This is a genomic window from Pseudomonas sp. GL_139_B (genome assembly GCF_057834475.1).
This window is the reverse complement of the sequence record NZ_CM174403.1, coordinates 799,642-824,412: the sequence shown is the minus strand read 5'-3', so window position 1 is coordinate 824,412 and position 24,771 is coordinate 799,642. Positions and strand designations below refer to the sequence as shown.

Below are 24,771 nucleotides of genomic sequence, written 5' to 3'. Positions count from 1 at the left end.
CAGCAATTCACAACCCGGTCTGCAAGGCTGCTGAAAGCTTCCCGCTCTATATTCAGCAGCCTCAACAGACGAATAACCGGGACCACCCGGAGACCGCCTGATGAGCGAGCTTTTTTACAACGCCGTGCCGAACGCGACCCGCGTCGCACCGCCACTGCCCGAGCCTCGGCAGTACCCCAGCGAGAAACCGTCACGGGTCTACCTGTTCGGGACGTGCGTGGTGGATTTGTTCTACCCGGAAGCCGGGATGGACGCGATCCACTTGCTGGAACGCGAAGGCATTCGTGTCGAGTATCCACAAGGGCAAAGCTGCTGCGGACAACCGGCCTACACCTCGGGTTACACCGAGCAGGCAAGGACGGTGGCGCGCTCGCAACTGGCGCTGTTTGCCGGGGATTTTCCGGTGGTGGTGCCGTCGGGATCGTGTGCCGGGATGTTGCGCGAACATTACGCCGACTTGTTCAAGGACGAGCCGGACACGTTGAAGCAAGTCCAGGCACTCGCCGCCCGGACGTATGAACTGGCCGAGTTCCTGCTGTTTGTCTGCAAGGTGCAGCTCAAGGACAGCGGCGAGCCGGTCAAAGTGGCGCTGCACACGTCGTGCTCGGCACGCCGTGAAATGAACACCCACCTGCACGGTCGCGAGTTGTTGGCGCAATTGAGCAACGTGGAGCGGGTCAATCACGACCACGAAAGTGAATGTTGTGGCTTTGGCGGGACGTTCAGCGTCCGTATGCCAGACATTTCCGGTGCGATGGTGGCGGACAAGACCCGGTCGTTGAAGGAATCCGGTGCGCACAAGGTACTCAGTGCCGACTGCGGTTGCCTGATGAACATCAACGGCTCGCTGGAGAAACAGCGGGAAGCGTTGCGCGGCCAACACCTGGCCAGTTTCCTCTGGCAACGAACCGGAGGTGCCCGATGAGCACTTCCACGCTTATTCCGACGGTCAGCGTCGACGAAGATTTTCGCGCCCGGGCTCACAAGGCTTTGGACGACAAGCAACTGCGAAATAACTTTCGCACTGCGATGGATTCACTGATGACAAAACGGGCAGCGTCCTTCAGCGATGCCCACGAGCGAGAACATTTGCGAGCGCTGGGCAATGCTGTCCGCGCCCGTGCGTTATCCAAGTTGCCCGACCTGCTCGAGCAACTTGAACAGAACCTGACCCGCAACGGTGTGACAGTGCACTGGGCGGAAACGGTGGACGAGGCCAATGGCATCGTCCTTTCGATCATCCGCGCTCACGAGGGGCGGCAAGTGATCAAGGGCAAATCGATGGTCAGCGAAGAAATGGAGATGAATCATTTCCTCGCTGAACAGGGCATTGAATGCCTGGAATCGGACATGGGCGAGTACATCGTCCAGCTCGACCACGAGAAGCCTTCACACATTATTATGCCGGCGATCCACAAGAATGCCGGTCAGGTCGCGTCCTTGTTCCACGACAAACTTGGCGTGGAATACACCAAGGACGTTGACCAACTCATTCAGATCGGTCGCAGAGTCTTGCGGCAGAAATTCTTCGAAGCGGACATCGGCGTCTCCGGTGTCAACTTCGCCGTGGCCGAAACCGGCACCCTGTTGCTGGTGGAAAACGAAGGCAACGGGCGTATGACCACTTCAGTGCCACCGGTGCACATCGCCGTTACCGGCATCGAAAAAGTCGTGGAAAACCTGCGCGACGTAGTGCCGCTGCTGTCGTTGCTGACTCGCTCGGCGCTGGGCATTCCGATCACCACCTACGTCAACATGATCTCCGGGCCGCGCAAGGAGCACGAACTCGACGGTCCTCAGGAAGTGCATCTGGTCTTGCTCGACAACGGTCGCAGCCAGGCGTTTGCCGACAGCGAACTGCGCCAGACCCTGAACTGCATCCGCTGCGGCGCCTGTATGAATCATTGCCCGGTCTACACCCGAATCGGCGGCCACGCCTATGGGGAGGTTTACCCTGGGCCTATCGGAAAAATCATCACGCCGCACATGGTCGGCCTGGCGAAAGTCCCGGACCACCCCAGCGCGTCCTCCCTTTGCGGTGCGTGCGGCGAAGTCTGCCCGGTAAAAATTCCTATCCCTGCACTGCTGCGTCGCCTACGGGAAGAGAACGTCAAAGCCCCTGACAGCCCGCATCAAGTCATGCGCGGCCAAGGCAGCAAGTATTCGCGCAAGGAGCGATTTGTCTGGAACGCCTGGGCCAAGCTCAACAGTTCGCCGACGTTGTATCGGCTGTTCGGTTTCTTCGCCACGCGTTTACGCGCGCTGACGCCGAACAACGTCGGCCCGTGGACGCAAAACCACAGCGCACCGAAACCCGCTGCCCGCTCACTGCACGACATGGCCCGCGAGCATTTGGCCAAACAGGGAGACCGTTGATGAGCGCCAAGCAAAACATCCTCGCCAAGTTACGGAAAAGTCTGACCGGCACCACGCCGGTGCCTGACGAGTTCGACGTCGAACTGGTGACAGCGCCTTACACCTACACCGCTGAACAACGCATACCGCAGCTGCGCAAACTGATGGAAGCGGTGCACACTGAAATCCATCTGACGTCGGGCGAAGGTTGGCCTTCATTGCTGGCGCAGTTGTTACGGGATCGTCAGTTGCCAAGTCTGTTGATCGCGCCGACTACGCCTCACGGTCAACACATCACTCAGCATTGGGCAAAAAATCCGGGGCTGCCGACGCTCAAAGCCTACGACCGCCCGATTGAAGAATGGAAAGCCGAACTGTTCAACGATACCCCGGCCAGTCTCACCGGTACCCTCGGTGCAATCGCTGCGACTGGCAGCCTGATTCTGTGGCCGACGCGGGAAGAGCCGCGCCTGATGAGCCTGGTGCCACCGGTGCATTTCGCTCTGCTCAAGGCCAGTGAAATCCGCGACAACTTCTATCAGGTGCAGCAGGAATTCAATTGGGCCCAAGGCATGCCGACCAACGCTTTGTTGGTATCCGGCCCGTCGAAAACCGCCGACATTGAACAGATCCTGGCCTACGGCGCTCATGGTCCGAAAGACCTGGTGGTGTTGATCCTGGAGGACCAATGAGTCTACCGGCGGCTTTCCTGAGAGATGCACAGCAACTGATCCCCCAAGAGCGACGTTTCGACGACCCGCTGTCGACATTGGCCTTCGGCACTGACGCCAGTTTCTATCGACTGATTCCGAAACTGGTGATTCGGGTCGAGTCGGAAGACGAAGTGGTGGCGTTGCTCAAACTGGCGCAACGGGACCAGGTCCCGGTGACCTTCCGTGCCGCTGGCACCAGCCTATCTGGCCAGGCCATCAGCGATTCGGTGCTGATCGTGTTGGGGGATAACTGGAACGGTCGCGAGATTCGTGGCCAAGGCACGCAAATCCGCCTGCAACCGGGCGTGATTGGCGCGCAGGCCAACGCCTGGCTGGCTCCGTTCGGACGCAAGATCGGCCCGGACCCGGCTTCGATCAACGCCTGCAAAATCGGCGGCATCGTCGCCAACAACGCCAGCGGCATGTGTTGCGGCACAGCGCAGAACACCTATCACACGCTGGCCGGCATTCGGCTGGTTCTGGCCGACGGCAGCCGCCTCGATACCGAAGACCCGGCCGGTGTCGCGGCGTTTCGTCAAAGCCACGCTTCACTGCTTGAATGTCTGGCCACCTTGGGCCGCGAGACTCGCGCCAATGCCGAACTGGCTGCGAGAATCCGCCACAAATACCGTCTGAAAAATACCACCGGCCTGTCACTCAATGCGCTGGTGGATTTCGATGAGCCTGTGGATATCTTGAGCCACTTGCTGGTCGGCTCCGAAGGCACCCTCGGTTTTATCAGCGCGGTGACGTACGACACGGTGATCGACCACCCGAACAAGGCCTCGGCACTGATCGTGTTCCCGGACGTGGAAACCTGCTGTAACGCCGTGACCGTGCTGAAAAGCCAACCGGTGTCAGCCGTGGAATTGCTGGACCGCCGCAGCCTGCGCTCGGTGCAGAGCAAACCCGGCATGCCTGCTTTCGTACAGCACCTGTCGAACAATGCCTGCGCGCTGCTGATCGAATCCCGCGCCGCATCGTCCACCTTGTTGCAGGAACAACTGGCGCAGATCATGGCGTCGCTGACCTCTTTCCCGGTGGAGAAACAGGTCGACTTCACCGAAGACCCGGTGGAAAACGCCCGGCTCTGGGCGATCCGTAAAGACACCTTCCCTGCTGTTGGCGCCGTGCGTAAAACCGGCACAACCGTGATCATCGAAGACGTGACCTTCCCGGTGGAACAACTGGCCATCGGCGTCAACCGCCTGATCGAGTTGTTCGACAAACATCACTACGACGAAGCGATCCTTTTCGGACATGCGCTGGAAGGTAATCTGCACTTCGTCTTCACCCAAGGCTTCAACAACCCGGAAGAAGTCGCACGCTATCAAGCGTTCATGGACGACGTGGCGCAGTTGGTGGCAGTGGAATTCGGCGGCTCGCTGAAGGCTGAACACGGCACCGGGCGCAACATGGCGCCCTTCGTCGAACTGGAATGGGGCAGCGATGCCTACCAGTTGATGTGGCAGCTCAAACGCCTGCTCGACCCCAACGGCATTCTCAACCCCGACGTGGTGCTCAGCGAAGACCCGCAAATCCACCTCAAGCACCTGAAGCCGTTGCCGGCCGCCGATGAGATTGTGGATAAGTGCATCGAGTGCGGTTTCTGCGAGCCGGTGTGCCCGTCGAAAGGCCTGACCCTGAGCCCGCGTCAGCGCATCGTGATCTGGCGGGATATTCAGGCGAAAAAACGCGCAGGCGTCGACACCACCGAACTCGAAGCGGCTTACGAATACCAAGGCATCGACACCTGCGCGGCCACCGGTCTTTGTGCGCAGCGCTGCCCTGTAGGCATCAATACCGGTGAGCTGGTGAAAAAGCTCCGCAGCCGTAATGCTAATCGTGTGAAAACAGCTAATTGGCTCGAAGGAAATTTCGCCACCGCACTGCAAGGCGCCCGATTTACCCTGCACGTCGCCAATGGCGCGCGGATGCTGTTGGGAGCACCACGTCTGGCGAAACTTTCGGCTGCGCTGACGAAGCTGTCCAAAGGTCAGGTCCCGCAATGGACCAATGCCATGCCGCAGCCGGAAAAAGCCATTCGCTTCAGTCCGACCGTGTCGGACGAACGCCCCCGGGTGGTGTACCTGGCGGCGTGTGTGTCGCGGGTCATGGGCCCGGCGGCCGGTGATAAAGAGCAGATGTCGCTGTACGACAAAACCCGCGGGCTGCTGGAAAAGGCCGGTTTCCAAGTAGTCTTCCCGGACAATCAGGACAACCTCTGCTGCGGCCAGCCATTTGCCTCCAAAGGTTACGCCGAACAGGCCGAACACAAACGACAGGAACTGATCGGCGCCTTGCTGCACGCCAGTCGCGGCGGGCTCGACCCGATTTACTGCGACACCAGTCCATGCACGTTACGACTGGTTGAGGATTTGGGTGAGGTTCGGCTGGACCTGTACGACCCGGTGCGTTTCATCCGTACGCATTTGATGGATCGACTGGATTTCACTCCGCAGGAAGCGCCGATTGCGGTGCACGTCACCTGCAGCACCCAGCATCTGGGCGAGAGCCAGGCGCTGATCGATTTGGTGCGCAAGTGCAGCAAAACTGTGGTCATTCCGGAAGGGATTCACTGCTGCGGGTTTGCCGGCGACAAGGGTTTCACCACGCCGCAATTGAATGCCCATTCGCTGCGCACGCTCAAGGACGCGGTGCAACAATGCAGCGAGGGCATCTCTACCAGCCGCACCTGTGAGATCGGTCTGACGCAACATGGCGGCATTGACTACCACGGACTAGTCTATCTGGTGGATCGCGTTACCAAGGCTAGGGTGCTGTGATAGCAGGGCCTCAAGGAAGGTGCATTGATGTGCCTTTCTTGCTGTTCTTGCCGGAATCGACAGCTCTACAGCAGAAAAACAGAACCCTGACGTGCCGCCGCAGTCCACTGATCAAGTCCCGCTAATGTGGGACCTTCCCAATACTCGGTAGCCGATTTGATGGCCGGCAATGCCTGGCCCTTCAGCTCAAGGAGATACACATGAATCGTTCTGTTCTGTTAGGTCTGTTCATTACTGCTGCCGTGATGGCTTCCCCTTCGTTCGCCGCAGAAGACCTCTGCGCAGTCAACCTGCAAACCATCCAAAACGGCAAGGCACAGATTCCTCCGGAAATGACAGATCAGGTAGACGCCTCCGTCAAGCAAGCTAAAGCCGACCAGGCAAAAGGCACCAAGGAAGGTATTCAAGCTTGCATAGACGAGACCAACGACATCATCAAGACGGTCACTGACTCAAAAAAAGGCGGGAAGTAACTCAGCTCAAGGCCAACCTTCGGGTTGGCCTTCTGTGCCTTGTTGGCGTACACTGCGCAGGCTTGTTGCTCACTTTGATTCACAGAGCAGCAGGCTCGGGGCCGTTTAGGATTCGACGCCGGTTGCGAAACTTTAGGTGCATGCCGAGTTGGTAACAGAACTCGTAAATCCACTGTTGCAACTTCTTATAGTTGCCAATGACGAAACCTACGGGGAATACGCTCTCGCTGCGTAAGCAGCCTTAGCCCTTCCCTCCTGGTACCTTCGGGTCCAGCAATCATCAGGGGATGTCTGTAAACCCAAAGTGATTGTCATATAGAACAGAATCGCCGTGCAGTACGTTGTGGACGAAGCGGCTAAAACTTACACAACTCGCCCAAAGCACCCTGCCCGTCGGGTCGCTGAGGGTTAACTTAATAGACACGGCTACGCATGTAGTACCGACAGCGGAGTACTGGCGGACGGGGGTTCAAATCCCCCCGGCTCCACCAAACAAGCATTACAAATCAGGCACTTAGCGAATTTCGCAAGTGCCTTTTTTGTATCCAAAGGGGTGGATTTTGAGCTTGATGACAGCACGGCAAAGCCAGAAAAAGGTAAGCGTCTGCCGAAGTCACCTGGCGTAAGCCAGGCAGGCATCCACTCATGCGGCAGCAGTTGCCCAATCTCACTGGCTCGCCGCGTCGGCAGCTGCATCAGCACATCTTTCAGATAGGCATACGGATCATGCCCATTCATGCGCGCCGACTGGATCAGACTCATGATCGCCGCCGCCCGTTTTCCGCTGCGTAATGATCCGGTGAACAACCAGTTCGAGCGTCCAAGTGCCCACGGCCGGATCTGGTTGTCGGGTAGTCGGATGCGGTTACCCCCGCGCCCCCACCCCTAAGACCGGGGCACGTTGGGCTGGGCGGTGCTGCTGGTCTACCCATTCTAAGTAACGCACCTGGCGCGCCGTAGTCGCGTTCGTCGCGGAGAAATCCCAGGAGCTGCTGGCCAACTATGACGTCATCTGGCGAGAGCACGGGGGCGACGGCGTCAAAGCGCGACGTTTATGGGGAGATCAAGGAAAACGCGCAGATGATCCAGCGCCTCGACTCCGACATTGAATACATCAAAAACTGCTCAGTCTGGCTTGGCCTCATCATCCCAGGCCAGTCAGCCCCCTGCCCGCCTTAACCGACAGACATGCTTACGGGGCTGCCTCAGCGCCTTGGAGTGCGCTTGGCGATTGTTCGACACATGAATATTGGCGTCATGAAACATACAAAATATTGGCGCCATGAAACATACAAATTGTAGCCATTAAGCTCAGCTTGACAAGCCTGCAGGGCACATCTTTAATAACTATAAGCATGCACTCATACTTGACTTAATAATTATAAATTCTCTTTTTTCAACTTTAAAAATATTCCACCTGAAGTTTTCTTGATATTTGCAGAACGAGCTAATAGACCGCTTCAAAGGATATCAGTGAAAAAAATGAGAGAAGAACTAGCAGTATTGATACGGAGCTTAATAACTCCTTCGATGCGCTTCGAAATAAGAAAACACTTGGCCTGGGGGCAGGATATTCTCGGACGCGCATGTTTCTGGCGCTGGGAGGTCGCCAGGTTCCGGCTGCAGAAGAGTAGCAACTACGAAATCCTTTATGTCGGCAGGAAGAACCGGAGAGTAATGGCCGAGCTGCTCATCAGCGGCAAGCCGCAGGCCAACGCCGAGCTGGGCGATGGCAAGGTGCAGTCTACCGCAGCGCCCCACGTGGTGCTGGTCAGCGAGGTTCCGAGCGCTGGCGCCCTATACGTACCCCATTACCTAAGCGCCATCATCCCTCTGGGGCGCCCTCTGGAGGAGATCATCGCACGGTACGACGGCGAGCTGCGCCGCAACATCCGCAAGTGCCGACCGATGTATCGCATGCAGCAGGCGCTGACAGACGACGAGATAGGTAAGGCCGACCGGGAGATGCTGCAGCCCTATGCCCTGGCGCGGCATGGCGGCTATGCCAAGCAATTTGACTCGAATGATCTGTTCCGCATCGCCAAGACCGTTGGCCGGCTCGACCTGATAATGCAGGGCGATGAGGTCGTCGCCTGCCACTTCGGCTGTGTGATAACCCGGGCCGGGAAGCGCTACTGGAGCACGCTACGCTTCGGCTATCCAGAGGCGGTCTTCACCGATGCCAAGCGGTTGCGCGAGGTCAACTCGATCACCACCTTCATGGCACTGGAATGGGCCATCGAGCATGGCTTCGACTACTACGATATTGGTCAGTGTCTAGCACGTCCTGACGATGGCCTTTTGAAATGGAAGCGGCGACGTGGCGGTGACGTGGATACCCTGGGCAACCAGGCCTACATGTTCGTCCGTCTGCCAAAGACCGGCATTGCTGAGTTCCTCTGGGAGTTCCCGTTGTTTGCCGTCGAAGGTAAGAAACTAACACTTCACATGGGCCTGCCGGATGGGCCGAGCGACGAGGAAGTCATCAATCGTTATCGCGAGATGGTATTCGGCGGCTTGTTCAAGATATACCTCTACTGCGCAAAAAATCCTCGCGAACTGATGCTGGAAAACCTGCGTGATCGCTATGCCCACTTCCAGTCTCCGCCCACCGTGGAAAAAATTCCGTCAAACTGAGCGTCATATATAAACATCTATCGCAGAGAGGTCTCTTCATGGAAAGTGATGTCTCGGATATAAATACAACGGGATCCGACCGGAAAACTTGGAGTCTTGCCGCTTACTGGTATCTAGCAAGAAAAAAACTGGCGCGAAAGCAGGCGGAAAACTTGAAGAACCTCGCGGTTAAGTCTTGGGAGATCGCCCCCCGCGAGCTAACCCCTGCGCCACCAGCCTTTTTCCTACCTGACCAATTGGAGCGGGTGACCGGCTGGGAAGCGGCGCGCTTCTTTCCCTTTGAACATCCGCGCCGGACCATGGAGGGGTTGGGCAGTGTGGAACAACGTCCCACACGGGGCCATCTAATCAAGGACGTCCTGCTGATCGATGGTGCGCTTTACAAGGGCAATGCCAGCTTCTGGCTGTCCGACCGGCCCAACGGGTTGCCACGGATAGTCGTGGAAAAGGAGATCGAGCGCGGGGCCGCATATTGCTCGCCCTATGGCAACCGTTGGTTCGGCACCTGGCTGGCCGAAGACTGCGTCACCTATGCATTGGCCTGCAACGAGGGGGTCCCCGTAACCACCGCGCCATCGGCCAGGTTTCCTCTCTATCGTCAAGCCCCGGACTATGAAGATTGGCTTAGCATGCAGCCGCTACGTCTGCACAGCGCCTTTTTCCGAGAGTTGGTACTGTTTGACGATTCGAGCCACAACACCAATCAGCATCTGCGATACCGGGCGATGGGAGAGAAGCTCCTCTCACGGGTGACCTACCAGTCTCACCCGGGGGTTTTCATTCTGCGTGGCAGCAGCGGGGATCTGCGCCTACTGCGCAATGAACTGGAGATCGCAGAACACCTGCAAAAGCAGCGGGGCTTTCACATCCTCGACCCCTCGAATTGCGACCTCTCGACAATCGTAGCGACCTGCGCCGGTGCGAGGGTGGTGGCGGGCGTCGAAGGAAGCCAGCTCATCCACGGCATTAATGTTCTTGCGCCCGGCGCTTCGGTGCTGACGCTGCAACCACCGAATCGCTTTGTCAGCTTTTTCAAGTATCTGACCGATCGCGACAAGCAGCATTTCGGTTTCGTGGTAGGCACACCGGATGGGAGTGGCTTCAGGATCGACCTCAATGAACTCGAGCGAACCCTGGACTTGCTGCCGTCATGATGACGCGGCCAACTGCAAGAGAGCTTGCTACCAAGTTCAAATCACCTCGGTCCACCAATTGATACACCAACGAAATCCGCCCAGTGCGGGCTTCGTTGCATCTGGGGCTTCACATGTTGCTGAAGGTTGTTGTGGATTTTTGTGGATTCATACTGGCCTCAGCGACTTTTCAGCAACGCCTTCCTCCGTTGTTCTGCCGACCCACTTCCTCCCTGCTACGCTGATTTACGACACGGAGGAAATCCCATGCCGAACTCAGACCTACTCCCTTCCCTGCTCTTCAAGCTCAATGAAAACCAGCTCGCCCTTGAGGCGGCCATCATGGAGCTGTCGAACTGGGTCGAGCAGCGCGGATCGGCCGACGTTGCCGACAACGTGCGCGGCGCCCTGGACACCATCGACAAGAATGAAGAGTTCATCAAAATGACGCTGGCGGTAATGATGGCGCCGGAGTGACTGCCCGGTGTCAAACCCCACATCCGGCGTGTAGTGGTCTAATGAAACCAGACACCCATTTAGTTGAGCCTGCTCGCGATGGCGGTGTGTCTGTTGATATCCATATTGAATGTACGATGGCTATCGCGAGCAGGCTCACTCCCACAAAGGCAAGTTCAGTGTGTGGCTGGGATTTAAACTACCTTCAACTCCACCTCTACATGCCCGCGCGTCATCCGCGAATACGGGCAGATCTGATGCGCAGCCTCAGCCAGTTCTCGCGCCACCCCCGCTTCCAGACCGGGAATGTTGACACTCAATCTGACCGCCAACTGAAAATCTCCACCAGTGGTTTTACCCAGATCCACCTCGGCATCCACCGACGTATCCTCCGGTAATTTGATTTTCATCTTGCCCGCCGCCACCTGGATCGCGCCGATAAAACAGGCTGAATAGCCGAGGGCAAACAGTTGCTCCGGATTGGTGCCGGGCTTGCCCGAGCCGGGGGCGCTGAAGGTGACGTCGAGCTCGCCATCGCTGGACTTGCCGGCGCCGGTGCGGCCACCAACGGTGTGGGTCTTTGCGGTGTACAGAACGGTATCCAGTGCAGTACTCATGACCGTGACTCCTGATAGGAAGCGACAGAGTAGGCAAGCCTAGCAGTGCAGCATCTGCTCACAGGTGACGTTGGTCGGATGAAAAAAAAGCGCTAAACGATCAGCACCACTGCCTTTTTTGTGTCTTCGCAGACTTGCAGGGTGTTATCTATCCTTTCGCTCCAGGTCCTCTCAGGAAAAAAACATGAACCGCTGGATCAACGCCGTTCTGTTGGCTGTGGTTTCCACGTTTGTACACGCTGCCACCGAACTCACGCCTCGTGTCGAGCAAGTCCCTTTTGATAAAGGCGCCGACAGCGCCAAGTTCAACCATTCGATCAAAGGCCCGCTCACTGCACAGCACCGCGTCAGTGCGAAGGCGGGCCAAATACTGACCGTCAACCTCAAGCCTTCCAACGCATCCGCTTACTTCAACATCACTGCCAAAGGGGCCGACTCTGCGCTGTTCAACGGATCGATCATGGGCAATCACTTCATGGGCCCACTGCCCGTCGATGGCGAATACATGGTTCAGGTATACCTCATGCGCAACGCTGCACGGCGCAACGAGGTAGCCTATTACAGCCTTTCATTGAACCTCAGCCCCCCGACAGATAGCGCCCAACCGTTTGATCAGACACTCGAACTGCAAGGCATACGTTTTCATGTGAAGGGGGAATGGGTCGACGGAAATCCTGTGGTGCGCATCTCGCCTCAAGGATTGGAAATCGACAACTCCGATATCACTCGACCACTCACAGGCAACATCGCACGCGCGGAAGTCGCCGACCTGGATCGCGATGGCTCACCGGAGATTTACATCTTCGCCCGCTCACCTGGGCGCGGCATGCCTGGAGAACTGGTCGCCTACTCGGCCAACCACAAAAAGTCGCTGAGCGAGATTTACCTTCCGGCTGTTAGTGAGAACGCAAAAACGGCGGAGGGGTATCAGGGGGAAGATGAGTTTTCCGTCGTGGAAAATGCGCTGGTACGCCGGTTTCCGATTTATGAAAGTGCCGATATTGAGGCGGGACGGACGGGGAGGATGCGGCAGGTTCAGTACAGGTTGGTGGCTGGGGAGGCGGGGTGGGTTTTGAGGGCGGATGAGGTCACTGAATATTGAGAATTTTAGCCCTCGCAGGTGCTTTTTTGGATTCAACTCAGCAGAACGTTTCCAGCCAACAGACTCAGCTCACTCCTGGCCTTCTAGCGGACGAAATAAAGGACAGGTTCCTCGGAAGTTTCCTTCAAACCTTAACGACTCTGAGCTGATTGTGCCGATCAACCTTTAGACTTACGCTGAACCAACCAAACGGCTGTTCGTCCACGACCGGTTGCTCGAGATCGCCCTTCCCACCAGAATCACCTCGCCGAATAACCTGATGACAGGGAGGCCACATTGCAAACCATCAAACTGCCTAGCCGCCTTGTCGGTATTGGCTTATACACACCGGCAGAGGCCTCCCTTTACACGGGGATTCCAGCTGCCGATATTCGCCGGTGGCTATTCGGATATACCGCGCACGGTGTTCAGTATCCGGGGATTTGGAACTCAGAACTGGCTGGCTTGGATGAGGGCATTCTTGGCTTTCATGACCTCCTGGAAATTCGTTTCGTCCATGCCTTCCGTCAGCACGGTGTCAGCCTGCAAGCCATCCGCAATGCCTCACAGCAAGCAAAACAATTGTTTAATCAGGCCTATCCATTTACCTGCAAACGCTTTCAAACCGACGGCCGAAGTATTTTCGCCACCGTATTGAGTGAAACTGGAGATGAATCCCTTCTGGATCTGATAAAGCGTCAATACGCTTTTGAGCAAGTCATCAAGCCTTCCCTGTATGAAGGCATTGACTATACGGAATCAGAGGCCGCTCAGCGTTGGTATCCGGTCAAGCGCAGCAAAGCCATCGTTCTGGACCCCTCTCGAAACTTTGGCAAACCCGTTCTCACAACTGCAGGAATCGATACGGCGACGATTTTTAGCGCTTATGAGACAGAGGGGAAAGACACCAAACGGGTTGCACTTCTCTATGAGATCTCTACGGCAGCCGTTGAAGCGGCGGTGCACTTTGAGCAAAGGAATGCCGCTTGAACTTCTTGCTGGATAATAACCTTCCTGCCGCATTGGCCCGTGCCTTGAATGAACTGACTAAAGTAGAAGGCCATTCAGTATTACCTCTGAGAGATAAGTTTCAGCACAACACCACCGACGCCGATTGGATTTCAGTTCTAAGTAAAGAAGGCGGCTGGGCGGTAATTTCACAAGATAAATTTACAAAGGGCGATATAGAAAAACGAGCGTTTCGCGAGTCCGGTCTACCCGTTTTTTGCCTGGCCAAGCATTGGGGAAATGAGTCCTATTGGAACAAGGCTCATAACTTGGTGCGTTGGTGGCCTGCAATCACGGCTCAAGCAAATCTGATAAGAGGCGGCGCTGTGTTCCGTGTGCCGTGGAAGTTTCCTGCCCATGATCAGATAAAGATTTAACGCTCGCCATTCAATTAATAGATTGCCGTTGAGAAGCCTCCACGCCCCCTTTCACTCCTCGAAACAGCCTACCCAAACGTCAGCACAAATGGCGCAGCCGCCTGTTGAATGGCAGTCACAACATGAGGGGCCCGATCTCTATGCTGTGGATAGCGGTCAAGCACGACCTCCAGCGCTGTTAACAATTTCTGGATACGCGCTCTCGGCTGTTCGACCTCACACGTTTGTGCGAACTCAAGCAATCCTTGGCGGGAGGCAAACAGTGACTTGTTACCCACCAGATCCAGAGCCAAAACATCTTCCGGGATATAGGCTGTGGTGTTGACGATGTCGTAAGCCGGTGCCAGCCGAGCATCGCGCTGCGTAGGCTCCGAGTAGAGCAGGCCAAAGTTCTTCAGATGGGCGTCACCATTTCCCACAATGCAGCTCAAAGTCACACTATCGAAGAGTTGATCGAGAGAAGATCGCTGGTGTTTTGCCGGACAGAACAACCGAACAGCCCTAGCGATTGCCGCATAACTTTTACTGTACTTCTGATCAGCCGAAAGCCCCATCAATGCTGCCATGTCCTCGAAACCAATCGGGTTTAACTGATCGTCTCGGTCAAAGCGTCGCATGACAAATAACTGCGCGTTATCAGAGAGAAAAAACTCCGGGACGGGAATACCCGCTTCCTTGGCAATGGACATGCAAAGAAACTCGTTGATCGCCAGCCCTGGGAACTCCTCCCGACCACTTTTGATGATCAATTCAGAGGTTTTCGAGGTGACTCGCGGCCAATCAATTTCCTGCTGCTCAGGTACCAACACCTTGGGTTGAACACCAGAAATGCCTGCGCGAAGAATGTAACGATCAAGCAGGTCAGCGAAGATATCTTCGGTACCGTCCCACGTCAGAATCTCTTCGAGCTTTTCCCCTGGAAACTGCTGTTCAGCCAGTAAGATATCGACCGTTTCAGAGCGTACGTGGACCCGTCCAATGGGCGAACTGCTACCGGAAAGCGCCAGCAACAGCATTGGGTCGACATTAACGGTTTTAGCCAAGCGATTACGCAATTGCTCCAGGACATAACCTTCCGGCAAGTTCATCTGGAAAATCGGATGCAGGTCGCGTCGACGGAATTCGTCTGCTCGCACAGGCATCGACAAACTGATCGCCATGGCAGGCAGCGCATCTTCGTCATAGCGAAACAGGAAATCCTGCGCGCTGGTGAGGATTCTGCCGCTACTGCCTTCTGGGGTGCTGACGCCGAGAGATGTCATTTTCATTCGAACAGATCCCCAAGCTCTTCAAGCGTCGGCATTGCCACTGGAATGACTGATAACTCACAATCCAGCGCAGCTAGAATTCGCGCAAAAGCGATCATCCCGACGGTAAGAGTGCCCTTTTCTACCGCGATGACTTTATGTCGCGTCAGCCCCGCAAGTTCGGCGAGCTGGACTTGCGTCAGGCCACGATTGATACGTTTTTCGCGTATTTGCTTACCGAGGCGGGAGATGATCAGCGAGTAGTCCATGTGCAGTTACCGTAACATTTATAACGCAATGTATCGTATACATCACATTCAAGCTAATCCGATTGACTGGTTCTCGGAGTTTTGCTGATTTCCCCACCCAATCGCCAGCTAAGCAGGCCAACCCGTAACCCACATCCCCTTCTACACTCAGTTCGAATTCACCTCAAAACTCAGACCAAAAGAGCCCACATGACCACCCTCGAAGACCGTTTGAAGCAAGGCAAGGATGCTCGCAAAAACTGCTCGCGTAGTGCTCAGGCGGTCATGGGTAAAGTAACGCGCGATCCGCTGCCGTTGATCAAGCGGTCCAGTGAGGGCCGGATCAAATCGCTGGTCGAGTTACGCTATGGCCGCATGCTCGTTTCGCCGTTCGCCTTCTATCGCGGTAACGCCTTGCTGCAAGCCCACGACTTGGCCGCCACACCTGACATGGGTCTGGTATCGACGATCTGTGGCGATTGCCACCTGATGAATTTCGGCGGTTTTGCTACCCCCGAGCGCAATCTGCTGTTCAGCGTGAATGATTTCGACGAAGCCCACCCCGGCCCTTGGGAATGGGACCTGAAGCGTCTGGTGGCGAGTTTTATGGTGGCGGCCCGGGACCTGCGCCACGGCGAGACGGTAGAAGAAACCGTCTGCCGCCAAGTGGTGGGCGCCTATCAGGAAACCATGTTGGAGTGCGCCCAACAAAGCACCCTGGAAAACTGGTACGAGTCCATCAGTTACGATGATTTGCTCAAGCAGGCGAGCAAAAGCACGCTGGAGCATGTGGAGCGCGCCATCGAAAAAGCCGAACGGCGTACGCATGCCGAACTGCTGCCGAAAATCAGCGAACGTCACGCGAAAGGTCATCTGGTCATTCGCGATGACCTGCCGGAAATTTTCCATTTGCACAAAAACACCACCCTGCTGGGTGCTGACGATGACTGGCTGCGCCTCGCGGACTGGCGCCCTCTGTACAAAACATTCATGAGTGATTATCGAACCACGCTGCAAGCCGACAGGCGAGAACTGCTGTCACGTTTTCACGTTCACGACATGGCGTTCAAAGTGGTGGGTGTGGGCAGTGTCGGCACGCGTTGCTTGGTGGCGTTGCTCACGGATGAACAAGAATTCCCGCTGTTCCTGCAATTCAAAGAAGCGCGGCGTTCAGTGCTCGCCGACTACGTGAAGGCGAAATCACGTGTGCGGCATAACGGTCAGCGAGTGGTCGATGGTCAGCGGTTGATGCAATCGGCCAGTGACCTGTTCCTCGGCTGGACTACCGGCCCCAGCGGTCGACACTTTTATGTGCGCCAGTTGCGCGACATGAAAATTTCGGCCGAACTGGAAACCTTCGACGCCGAAGCGTTTGCGGCCTACGCACGCTTGTGTGGCCGCGCCCTCGCCCGCGGCCATGCAAAATCATCCGGGCATGCCTCGCAGATCAGCGGCTACATCGGCAAAAGCGATGCATTGGCGCAGGCACTGGTCAAGTATGCCAAAAGCTATACCGACCAGAATGACCGCGACTACGAACGATTCCAGCAAGCCTGCCGCAAGGGGCAGTTGCGCGCGCGTTCGGAGGCGGACTTTGCGGCGGATCATTTGCCGTAAACGCACGAGCCCGCCGACGCTCATCTACATGAACTTTTCTTCACCCCGCTGCGCCTCCACAATCGGTACATTGCCCTCGCTCATTCAAGAAACTACGGTTTGCCCGCCCTCCCGCGGGCTTTTTTTTGCCTGAGAGAATGGGCAACACGTCCTGACATGCCATGTCCTTCATAATCGAAGGCAGACGACAGCTCTGAGTGGGTTGAGTTTTCTAATACGCGATTACTACTCGGCGTTCACATTTCGTTCAGCTCTCATTTCCTATGATCGGCCCCCATGCTCCCCTGTCCGGTCATCAGAACCCCATGTCGCGCTCCGCCTCTTCACTGTGTCTGCTTTCTGCTTTGCTGTTTTTCTTCGCGCTGGGCAATTACCAACTGCAAGGCTCCACGGAAGCTCGGGTCGCCGGGATCGCCATGGAAATGCACCTGGATAACGACTGGGTGACACCCCGCTTGTTTGGCGAACCCTTTCTTGAGAAACCCCCATTAAGCTTATGGCTCGATGCCGCAGCGATCCGCGTGTTCGGTGGTACACCGTGGGCGGTGCGACTGGCGTCGGCGTGCGCCGGGTTGTTCAGCGTGATGATTCTATACGCGATGCTGCGCCGATTCGGCCGCCCCAAAGAAATCGCCTGGACAGCGGGCATCCTGCTCGCAACCATGGCCAGTTACTGGAGCAATGTGCGTGGCGTCGGTGAAGACGCCTTGCTGGCCTTGGGTGTGACCATGGCGCTGCTGGCGTTCTTTCAGGGTGAGAGGCAGGGGCAACGACTGCCGACACTCGGTAACTCGCTGCTGTTTTGCTCGGGGATTGCCCTCGCCACTTTGAGCAAAGGCGTGTTGGGGCTGGCAATGCCGGGGGTGGTGATCTTCGCCTATCTGCTAGCCAACACCTTGATCGACAAGCGCCTGAACATTTCTGCCTGGCTGCGCCCCGGACTGTTGACGCTGCTTGGGTTGGTGCCATTGCTGATCTGGCTCGCCATGCTGTATCAGCGCGGCGGTATGCAGGCTGTGACGGATGTGCTGCTGACCAACAGTATCGGGCGCTTCAGCGGGTCGTTCGTCGAGGCTGGGCATTACGAACCGTTCTATTACTACCTGGCCAAGCTGCCCCAAGCGTTTTTGCCGTGGAATATTCTGGTGTACCTGGGGTTGTGGCACTTTCGCAAAAGCCTGACGGCCAATCGAAACTTGCTGTTTTTCACGCTATGGCTGGTAGCCCAATTCGCCGTGCTGACGCTGGCATCGAGCAAACGCACCGTGTACCTGATGTCGATGACACCTGCGGCGGCGGTGATTGCGGCGGAATATGCGGGTGTGCTGTACGCAAAGCTGAAGGCCCGAGAAAGCGCTGCAACCCTGTTGGGTCGCATCGCCCGGTATCGACGTGGTGGGGTGATCGGCGTGCTCGCCGTAGTGATTGGCAGCTACCTCGCCGCCGCGCAATGGGCGCTGCCCCTGGCTGATCGCAGCTTGTCCTTTGTGCCGTTGACTGCGCAGATTCAGAGGATGCAAGCCAACGGACAGCAGGTCGCCCTGTTTCAGGCCAATGAGCGAACGGGCGGCGCCAGTGTGTTCTACAGCCAGCGCCTGCTCAAAGGCCTGGACACTGACGCGCAACTGCATGAGTTTCTCGCGGCATCAGCGTCCAACGTCGCGGTCATGTCCGGTGATGCCGAACCTGCCGCGCCGTTAAAGGTGCTCAAGACAATGATGGTGGGGCGACAGGCTTACTATTTTGTGAGTCTGTAAGTGCATCTTCGCTGGATTGCCCGGCTTTTTTCAGCACCGGCACGTCCAGCCTTGCCCGGCCGTAAAACGCCAGGGCTGTCAGCAAGCACGCCAGCCAGACGAAGATCCCGGCCCAGAAGGTGTGGGACATGTAGTGCCAGCCTTGCAGAACCCGCGTGGTGCCGTAGATGAAACCGAGCAGCAACGAGCCCCACAGCACGGCTTTGGAATAGCGCCACTGGTAGCGACGCGCAACAAAGTACAGCGCGAGCATGGTGAACCCGCCCGATGCATGCCCACCCGGCCAGCAGCGACCGTCGCCGGCTTCACGGAACAGCTGGAAGTTGTTGTACCACTCCATGTGGGCAATCTTGCCGCCGTAAAGGGTCGTTTCAATCGGGCAGTACACGCTGGTGTGCGCCTTGAGGAAATGGATCACGCCGGTGCAAACGGCAAACGCCACCACCACAAAGATAAAGTCACGGCGATGGTCATAGGTAAACCGCAGCACGGGGGCGGCTTTGATCCGCTCCAGAAATTGACCGATACGCGGGCGCTTTTGCGGGTTGACCAGTGGCCAGACAAACGAAAGCAACATGCCGACCAAGGCGATTTCAGCGGTCCAGTTCGGAATGATCCGCGCCCACTTGTGCGTGAGTTTCTCGAAGAAGTGAACCTTGTCGAGCGGGAAGGTCTGGGTGACCGGGTCAAAAAGAAGGTTGCTGAACCAAATGTCGATTTTGGTCATGTCGAACATCAGGAAAACCACGGCCGCGCAGGCTAGCGCAATACCGAAGTTCACCCAGTAAAAGCGGTGTCGGGAAAAATTAAGCATTGTGTGTCCTGATCCAGAGAAAAAATCATTCGGTGGTCACCGTGTGCCAGTCGGAGGCGTCAATGAAACCCAGCATATGTGCCGCTTGAGGCGTTGGAGCGGTGATAAACAATGAGGCGCCGTAACCCAGGGTTTCGGTTGGCAACTTGAGGTCCTTTTCGAGTTGCGTCATGCATTCGCTGTGGGTTACCAGAATCAGATTGCGTCCCGCCACTTTGTGCGCCAAAGCATCACGCAACATAGTGCCCTTGCAACTGATTAGCCAGTCCTCACCGACGCCTGCCTTGCTGAACATAAAGTTGGCGGTCTGCACAGCACGCAGGATAGGACTATGGTAAATGTCGGCCTTGTCCAGCCCGAGGCGCTGGAACTGCGCGCCAACACTGGCCGCAACGCTTCGGGAGCGCTCGGTAATGCCATCGCTGCCCGCCAGGCAAGGGGCGGAGGAGTGATCGCAACGTTCGACATGGCGAACCAGCACAATCATGTCGCCTTTGGCCCAGCCGTCCGCTAATGCCTTGGCACCCGCGACATTGCCATTGGCCAGGTCCGGCACGGCGGCGGGCTGGAACAGCCAGACCGTCAACGGGATCACCAACAACGCGGCAGCCAGCACCACCGCATTGCGATAGCGGGCATAGCGGCTCAAATCAATCGAGCGTTTTATCCCGAGTAGATTCAGTCTCAATTCCACATCAAGCCGCCTCGCCGGCACGTACCGCTCTTATTAAATCCTGAGAGGGTAGCGAGGCGTGCGTCGGCAACCGGTGAACGTAATGTGAAAAAAAGCTTAAAACCCGCGCAAAGTCTTGTTACAGGATCAGCCCTACAAAATCCTTTCAGCTCTAGCAAATGCGGCCGATACAGACCTGCTACCTACTTTGCTGGCGCCTTTAAAAACAACAATCTTCCAGCCAATTGATGATTAAGAAGCACAACGTTCCTGGAGGAATTGATGAATAGCTGGTTCGGCAATATCAGCGTGAACATGAAACTGGGCCTGGGATTCGGCCTGGTCCTGGCTTTGACTTGCGTCCTGGCACTAACGGGCTGGACGAGCCTGGGCAGCTTGATTGACCGCAGCAACTGGATGAGCGACATCACCCAGCTCAACGCCGGCCTGACCAAGCTGCGTGTGGTGCGCCTGCAATATATGCTGACCAATGGCGACGAAACCGCCGCGCAGAACGTACAGACCACCCTCGATGCCTTCTCTGCTCAGCAACAAGCATTGCTGTCGAAATTCAAGAGTCCGGAAAACCTCAAGCTGCTTAAAGAGCAAGCCACCGTCATTGCGGCGTACCAGACCTCCCTGAACAAAATGCGCAGCGCCTATCGAACTGGCAACAGTGCCCGCGACGCCATGACCGCCAATGCTCAAACCGCCAGCACGTTGATCGACGCCCTCAGCGCCCGCGTGCAGCAAATGCCGCCAGGCGATCTGCGTTTCGAACAATTCCAGGCCATCACGACCGCCAAGGAAGCCTTCATCCTGTCCCGCTACGAAGTGCGCGGCTACACCGCCACCACCAACGCCGAGACCGAGCTAAAAGCCGTCGGTCAACTGGACGCGGCGATTGCCAGCCTCAAACCACTCAATGCCCAATTTGCCGAGACTCAGCTAGATACCCTGCGTCAGCTGGAAACCGCGCTGGCCAACTATCGAAGCGCCCTGCAGGCTTATAAAGCGGCTAACACCGACGCTGTGCAAGCGCGCAAGGAAATGACCGACCAGGGCGCCGCCATCGTGAGCCTGAGCGATCAGCTGTATCAGATCCAACTAGACCGCCGCGATGCCGAGAGCGCCCAGGCCCGCACCCTGCAATTGATCAGTACCCTGCTCGCCTTGCTGGTCGGCATGATTGCCGCCGTAATCATCACCCGGCAAATCACCGGCCCGATTCGCGACACCTTGGCCGTGGTGGAACGCATCGCCAGCGGCGACCTGTCCCAGGACGTCAAAGTCACTCGCCGTGACGAACTCGGTGTGTTGCAACAGGGCATCGCGCGCATGGGCGTGACCCTGCGCGACCTGATCAGCGGCATCCGCGACGGCGTCACCCAAATCGCCAGCGCGGCAGAAGAGTTGTCCGCCGTGACCGAACAAACCAGCGCCGGAGTTAACAGCCAGAAGATCGAGACCGATCAGGTCGCCACCGCCATGCACGAAATGACCGCCACCGTGCAGGAAGTCGCGCGCAATGCCGAAGAAGCGTCGCAAGCCGCTGCGGCGGCAGACGGCGAAGCTCGCGAAGGCGACAAGGTGGTCAACGAAGCCATCGCCCAGATCGAACGCCTGGCCAGCGAAGTGGTGCGTTCCACCGAAGCCATGAGCGTACTGCAACAGGAAAGCGACAAGATTGGCAGCGTGATGGACGTGATCAAAGCCGTCGCCGAACAGACCAATCTGCTAGCCCTCAATGCCGCGATTGAAGCCGCGCGTGCCGGTGAAGCCGGACGTGGTTTTGCAGTGGTGGCCGACGAAGTGCGGGGCCTGGCCCAGCGCACGCAGAAATCCACCGAAGAAATCGAAGGCCTGGTGGCCGCTCTGCAGAACGGCACGCAACAAGTGTCGGCGGTCATGAACAACAGCCGCACCCTCACGGACAGCAGCGTCGCGCTGACCCGCAAGGCGGGTGTGTCACTGGAAAACATCACCCGCAAAGTGTCCAACATCCAGTCCATGAACCAGCAAATCGCCGCCGCTGCCGAACAACAAAGCGCCGTGGCCGAAGAGATCAGCCGCAGCATCATTAACGTGCGCGACGTGTCCGAACAGACCGCTGCCGCCAGCGACGAAACCGCTGCGTCCAGTATTGAACTGGCACGGCTGGGTAATCAGTTGCAGGTGATGGTGAGTCACTTCCGGGTGTAACGACCAGGCCCCCGCCAGTAGCAGTACTGGCGGGAATTGCGAAATGTCCGGCGGTGCAGTGTTTCAAAATTCTACAACCGCCCCTTCTTTTTCACTGACCAAACGGTGAAAGATCCGGTCTTCCTTCAATGACGGGGCTGACAGCGCCGCCTCGTATCACCTCGTAATGTCGTCTGCTCCATAAGAGGAGATTCATCGGCATGGACGACAACACCTGGGAATCTTTGAAGTCACCCGGCCAGAGGCTTACATGGCTCGGGTTGAACAGGACTATGCCAATGAAAATGACGTGGCCCTGCACCCGGCGCTGGCTCAAGATATTCGCGGCCATTTAGGGCGCTCCGGGCATTTGTTTCCCATTAAGTCCGGCACTCCCGGGCGCCACGCAGAAGTGCGAAGCACAAACGCATTGCTCAATAGCCCATTGAGTGTCCCGCTTGAAAACGTCTATGTAATGACTCAACGACTGAAAGGAATGACCGATTCTGCACAAGCGACCGATTTTTCCACCTGCATGAACTGTAATGCCTTGATCCCCCAGAGACATCAATATCCCCACGGGGCGACTGCCTCCCATCGACTATCCAGCACATCTGGAATCGATGCAGTCATCCAGATCCCGTTTCACACGCTGATTGCATTGGTGAACACCAATCGATTTGCGAACGGATCACTGATGGTCATGTCCTGGCTCCCCCAGGGCATGACCTGAATCTGCGGGTGTGCGAACTGATATTCCTTGGCCAGTAATTGCTGCTGAAATGCCTCTAGCTCATCCGTCTCGATCCGCACTGCCGAACCCGGCGTGCTGTCGCCATGGTGTTCGGACAGGTGCAGCACGCATTCGCCGCGGGAGACTTGCAGGTACAGCGGGAAATTTGCTTCGAAGCGATGTTGCCAGTCGATCTTGAAACCCAGGAATTCGACGTAGAATTCCAACGCCTTGGCTTCATCGAAAATCCGCAGGATCGGGGTGGTTTTACCGAAGCTCACGCAGTTACTCCCTGACTAGAAATGACACCCCATTGTAGCGGGGTCGACTATCAGCGCTTCGGCTCGGTGGTGGCATTCTTTAACTTCAATGTGCCACTGCTGTGACGGACCACTAATAATGCTTACTGAAACCCGTGACGCAGATCCCCTTCCCGCGCCAAAAACCGCCCTTCCCTTTTTCCGTTCGCCTGCCCATCGCGGTAACTCAAAACGCCATTGACCCACACCCCATCAATCCCTTCCGCAGCCCGTTGCGGGTTGTTGAAGTCTGCGACGTCGCGAATGGTCACCGGATTGAACAACACCAGATCCGCCCAATGCCCTTCGCGGATTTCCCCACGCTTCTTCAAGCCAAATCGCGCCGCCGACAACCCGGTCATTTTATGTACCGCAGTGTGCAGTGGAAACAGCCCGACATCGCGACTGAAATGGCCTAACACGCGAGGGAATGCGCCCCACAAGCGCGGATGCGGGAACGGGTCTTCCGGCAATCCGTCAGAGCCAACCATGGACAGCGGATGCGCGAGGATTCTTCGCACATCGGCCTCATCCATGCCGTAGTACACCGCGCCAGCCGGTTGCAATTGGCGGGCGGCGTCGAGCAATGGCACGTCCCACTCGACGGCGATGTCCATCAGGTCGCGACCGCCCATCTCCGGGTGCGGCGTGGACCAGGTGATGGTGATGCGATGAGCGTCGGTGACTTGTTTGAGGTCGAGCGTCGAAGAGCTCGCCGCGTAGGGATAACAATCGCAGCCCACCGGATGGGTTTTCGCCGCGTGTTCAAGGGACGCCAGCAGTTGCGGACTGCGTCCCCAGTTACCGGCGCCCGCACATTTGAGGTGGGAAATAATCACCGGGGATTTCGCATGGCGGCCGATCTGGAACGCCTCGTCCATCGCCTCCAGCACCGGCTCAAACTCACTGCGCAAATGAGTGGTGTACACCGCGCCGAACGCTGTCAGCTCTTCAGTCAGTTGCATCACTTCATCGGTAGACGCCGAGAACGCGCTGGCGTAAGCCAAGCCTGTGGATAAACCCAACGCGCCGGCCGCCAGGCTTTCGCGCAGTTGCTCACGCATCGCACTGATTTCGTCCGGCGAGGCGGTACGATACAGGTCGTCGAGGTGATTGCTGCGCAACGCGGTGTGGCCGACCAGCGCGGCAACGTTCAGCGTGGTGTTGGCCGCTTCGACCGCCGCGCGGTAGTCACTGAATGTCGGATAAACAAACGCTGCGGCGGTGCCGAGCAGGTTCATCGGGTCCGGTGGATTGCCCTTCAAACTCACCGGCGAAGCACTGATGCCGCAGTTGCCGACAATCACCGTGGTCACGCCCTGACTGAGTTTGGGCAGCATCTGCGGTTGACGGATGACGACGGTGTCGTCGTGGGTGTGAACGTCGATGAAACCCGGCGCCAGTACACGGCCAGCAGCGTCGATTTCTTCGGTGGCGGTGGCATCGTGCAAGTCGCCGATGCGCTCAATGCGGCCGTTCAGGATCGCCACGTCGGCGGGGTAGCCGGGGCGGTTGCTGCCGTCGATGATCAGGGCGTTGCGAATCAGCGTGTCGTACATCATGTCA

General features: G+C 57.1%; 23 protein-coding genes, 1 other RNA gene and 2 pseudogenes. 17 read left to right on the top strand and 9 right to left on the bottom strand.

Going from position 1 to position 24,771, the window contains the following annotated elements; genetic code table 11:
* The first annotated feature begins 100 nt into the window (after positions 1-100).
* The 6 genes from AC3ISI_RS03590 to ssrA all read left to right on the top strand — a co-directional run bounded on the left by AC3ISI_RS03590 (position 101) and on the right by ssrA (position 6,818).
* Positions 101-925 (top strand): (Fe-S)-binding protein, encoded by an 825-nt coding sequence (locus AC3ISI_RS03590; protein ID WP_489335509.1) that lies wholly within the window; start codon positions 101-103, stop codon positions 923-925.
* The gene (locus AC3ISI_RS03585; protein WP_489335508.1) at positions 922-2,376 is read left to right on the top strand and encodes a LutB/LldF family L-lactate oxidation iron-sulfur protein; all 1,455 of its coding nucleotides are present in this window, start codon (positions 922-924) and stop codon (positions 2,374-2,376) included. Before AC3ISI_RS03590 ends, AC3ISI_RS03585 begins: the two co-directional genes overlap by 4 nt.
* On the top strand, positions 2,376-3,047 hold the full coding sequence (locus AC3ISI_RS03580) for a LutC/YkgG family protein (RefSeq protein WP_489335507.1): 672 nt from the start codon (positions 2,376-2,378) through the stop codon (positions 3,045-3,047). The genes AC3ISI_RS03585 and AC3ISI_RS03580 overlap by 1 nt, the downstream gene beginning before the upstream one ends.
* Positions 3,044-5,854 (top strand): FAD-binding and (Fe-S)-binding domain-containing protein, encoded by a 2,811-nt coding sequence (locus AC3ISI_RS03575; protein ID WP_489335506.1) that lies wholly within the window; start codon positions 3,044-3,046, stop codon positions 5,852-5,854. Before AC3ISI_RS03580 ends, AC3ISI_RS03575 begins: the two co-directional genes overlap by 4 nt.
* Positions 5,855-6,054: 200 nt before the next feature.
* Complete coding sequence (locus AC3ISI_RS03570; RefSeq protein WP_489335505.1) at positions 6,055-6,327, top strand: hypothetical protein; 273 nt, start codon at positions 6,055-6,057, stop codon at positions 6,325-6,327.
* A gap of 97 nt (positions 6,328-6,424) precedes the next feature.
* Positions 6,425-6,818, top strand: a transfer-messenger RNA (tmRNA) gene (gene ssrA / locus AC3ISI_RS03565).
* A 142-nt stretch (positions 6,819-6,960) separates the two neighbouring features.
* Here the strand turns inward: ssrA and AC3ISI_RS03560 are convergent.
* Positions 6,961-7,176, bottom strand: a pseudogene (locus AC3ISI_RS03560) (transposase domain-containing protein); the annotation flags it as partial.
* Between the two features lie 633 nt (positions 7,177-7,809).
* Between AC3ISI_RS03560 and AC3ISI_RS03555 the strand changes: the two are divergent.
* From AC3ISI_RS03555 to AC3ISI_RS03545, 3 genes are all read left to right on the top strand, one after another.
* Positions 7,810-8,964 carry a hypothetical protein gene (locus AC3ISI_RS03555; protein ID WP_489337621.1) on the top strand — a complete coding sequence of 385 codons (1,155 nt, stop codon included), beginning with the start codon at positions 7,810-7,812 and terminating at the stop codon, positions 8,962-8,964.
* 38 nt (positions 8,965-9,002) lie between these two features.
* Positions 9,003-10,118: a glycosyltransferase 61 family protein gene (locus AC3ISI_RS03550; RefSeq protein ID WP_489335504.1), complete on the top strand. Its 1,116-nt coding sequence runs from the start codon at positions 9,003-9,005 to the stop codon at positions 10,116-10,118.
* A 246-nt stretch (positions 10,119-10,364) separates the two neighbouring features.
* Positions 10,365-10,574: a hypothetical protein gene (locus AC3ISI_RS03545; protein WP_489335503.1), complete on the top strand. Its 210-nt coding sequence runs from the start codon at positions 10,365-10,367 to the stop codon at positions 10,572-10,574.
* Positions 10,575-10,747: 173 nt separating this feature from the next.
* On the opposite strand, the gene AC3ISI_RS03540 is transcribed toward AC3ISI_RS03545, so the two are convergent.
* The gene (locus AC3ISI_RS03540; protein ID WP_489335502.1) at positions 10,748-11,170 is read right to left on the bottom strand and encodes an organic hydroperoxide resistance protein; all 423 of its coding nucleotides are present in this window, start codon (positions 11,168-11,170) and stop codon (positions 10,748-10,750) included.
* Positions 11,171-11,354: 184 nt separating this feature from the next.
* Between AC3ISI_RS03540 and AC3ISI_RS03535 the strand changes: the two genes are divergently transcribed.
* The 3 genes from AC3ISI_RS03535 to AC3ISI_RS03525 all read left to right on the top strand — a co-directional run bounded on the left by AC3ISI_RS03535 (position 11,355) and on the right by AC3ISI_RS03525 (position 13,636).
* Positions 11,355-12,272: a hypothetical protein gene (locus AC3ISI_RS03535; RefSeq protein ID WP_489335501.1), complete on the top strand. Its 918-nt coding sequence runs from the start codon at positions 11,355-11,357 to the stop codon at positions 12,270-12,272.
* 276 nt (positions 12,273-12,548) lie between these two features.
* Positions 12,549-13,241, top strand: coding sequence for a DUF433 domain-containing protein (locus AC3ISI_RS03530; RefSeq protein WP_489335500.1), 693 nt, complete (start codon positions 12,549-12,551; stop codon positions 13,239-13,241).
* Positions 13,238-13,636, top strand: coding sequence for a PIN-like domain-containing protein (locus AC3ISI_RS03525; protein WP_489335499.1), 399 nt, complete (start codon positions 13,238-13,240; stop codon positions 13,634-13,636). Before AC3ISI_RS03530 ends, AC3ISI_RS03525 begins: the two co-directional genes overlap by 4 nt.
* Positions 13,637-13,704: 68 nt before the next feature.
* On the opposite strand, the gene AC3ISI_RS03520 is transcribed toward AC3ISI_RS03525, so the two are convergent.
* A complete protein-coding gene (locus tag AC3ISI_RS03520; protein ID WP_489335498.1) occupies positions 13,705-14,904 on the bottom strand; it encodes a type II toxin-antitoxin system HipA family toxin in 1,200 nt (399 codons plus the stop codon).
* A complete protein-coding gene (locus AC3ISI_RS03515; protein ID WP_489335497.1) occupies positions 14,901-15,152 on the bottom strand; it encodes a helix-turn-helix transcriptional regulator in 252 nt (83 codons plus the stop codon). The genes AC3ISI_RS03520 and AC3ISI_RS03515 overlap by 4 nt, the downstream gene beginning before the upstream one ends.
* 189 nt (positions 15,153-15,341) lie before the next feature.
* On the opposite strand from AC3ISI_RS03515, the gene AC3ISI_RS03510 reads away from it, so the two are divergent.
* Both AC3ISI_RS03510 and AC3ISI_RS03505 read left to right on the top strand, forming a co-directional pair.
* The gene (locus AC3ISI_RS03510) at positions 15,342-16,748 is read left to right on the top strand and encodes a DUF2252 domain-containing protein (protein WP_489335496.1); all 1,407 of its coding nucleotides are present in this window, start codon (positions 15,342-15,344) and stop codon (positions 16,746-16,748) included.
* Positions 16,749-17,053: 305 nt separating this feature from the next.
* Positions 17,054-18,505, top strand: coding sequence for an ArnT family glycosyltransferase (locus tag AC3ISI_RS03505; protein ID WP_489335495.1), 1,452 nt, complete (start codon positions 17,054-17,056; stop codon positions 18,503-18,505).
* Here the strand turns inward: AC3ISI_RS03505 and AC3ISI_RS03500 are convergent.
* Positions 18,456-19,319, bottom strand: a complete 864-nt coding sequence (locus tag AC3ISI_RS03500; protein WP_489335494.1) for a phosphatase PAP2 family protein — start codon at positions 19,317-19,319, stop codon at positions 18,456-18,458. The two genes, AC3ISI_RS03505 and AC3ISI_RS03500, sit on opposite strands and share 50 nt — an antisense overlap.
* 25 nt (positions 19,320-19,344) lie before the next feature.
* Entirely contained in the window at positions 19,345-20,013 is a 669-nt protein-coding gene (gene pmrG / locus AC3ISI_RS03495; RefSeq protein WP_489335493.1) for a lipopolysaccharide core heptose(II)-phosphate phosphatase PmrG, read from the bottom strand.
* 261 nt (positions 20,014-20,274) lie between these two features.
* Between pmrG and AC3ISI_RS03490 the strand changes: the two are divergent.
* Both AC3ISI_RS03490 and AC3ISI_RS03485 read left to right on the top strand, forming a co-directional pair.
* Positions 20,275-21,336, top strand: a pseudogene (locus AC3ISI_RS03490) (methyl-accepting chemotaxis protein); the annotation flags it as partial.
* Complete coding sequence (locus AC3ISI_RS03485) at positions 21,331-22,194, top strand: methyl-accepting chemotaxis protein (protein ID WP_489337620.1); 864 nt, start codon at positions 21,331-21,333, stop codon at positions 22,192-22,194. The pseudogene AC3ISI_RS03490 and the gene AC3ISI_RS03485, both read left to right, overlap by 6 nt.
* A 91-nt stretch (positions 22,195-22,285) precedes the next feature.
* On the opposite strand, the gene AC3ISI_RS03480 is transcribed toward AC3ISI_RS03485, so the two are convergent.
* Complete coding sequence (locus tag AC3ISI_RS03480; RefSeq protein ID WP_489337811.1) at positions 22,286-22,525, bottom strand: hypothetical protein; 240 nt, start codon at positions 22,523-22,525, stop codon at positions 22,286-22,288.
* Here AC3ISI_RS03480 and AC3ISI_RS03475 point away from each other — a divergent pair.
* Positions 22,445-22,906: a YwqJ-related putative deaminase gene (locus AC3ISI_RS03475; RefSeq protein ID WP_489335492.1), complete on the top strand. Its 462-nt coding sequence runs from the start codon at positions 22,445-22,447 to the stop codon at positions 22,904-22,906. The two genes, AC3ISI_RS03480 and AC3ISI_RS03475, sit on opposite strands and share 81 nt — an antisense overlap.
* Here AC3ISI_RS03475 and AC3ISI_RS03470 read toward each other — a convergent pair.
* Entirely contained in the window at positions 22,819-23,187 is a 369-nt protein-coding gene (locus AC3ISI_RS03470; RefSeq protein WP_489335491.1) for a glyoxalase superfamily protein, read from the bottom strand. The two genes, AC3ISI_RS03475 and AC3ISI_RS03470, sit on opposite strands and share 88 nt — an antisense overlap.
* Positions 23,188-23,309: 122 nt before the next feature.
* The gene (locus AC3ISI_RS03465) at positions 23,310-24,767 is read right to left on the bottom strand and encodes an N-acyl-D-amino-acid deacylase family protein (RefSeq protein WP_489335490.1); all 1,458 of its coding nucleotides are present in this window, start codon (positions 24,765-24,767) and stop codon (positions 23,310-23,312) included.
* Positions 24,768-24,771: the final 4 nt, after the last annotated feature.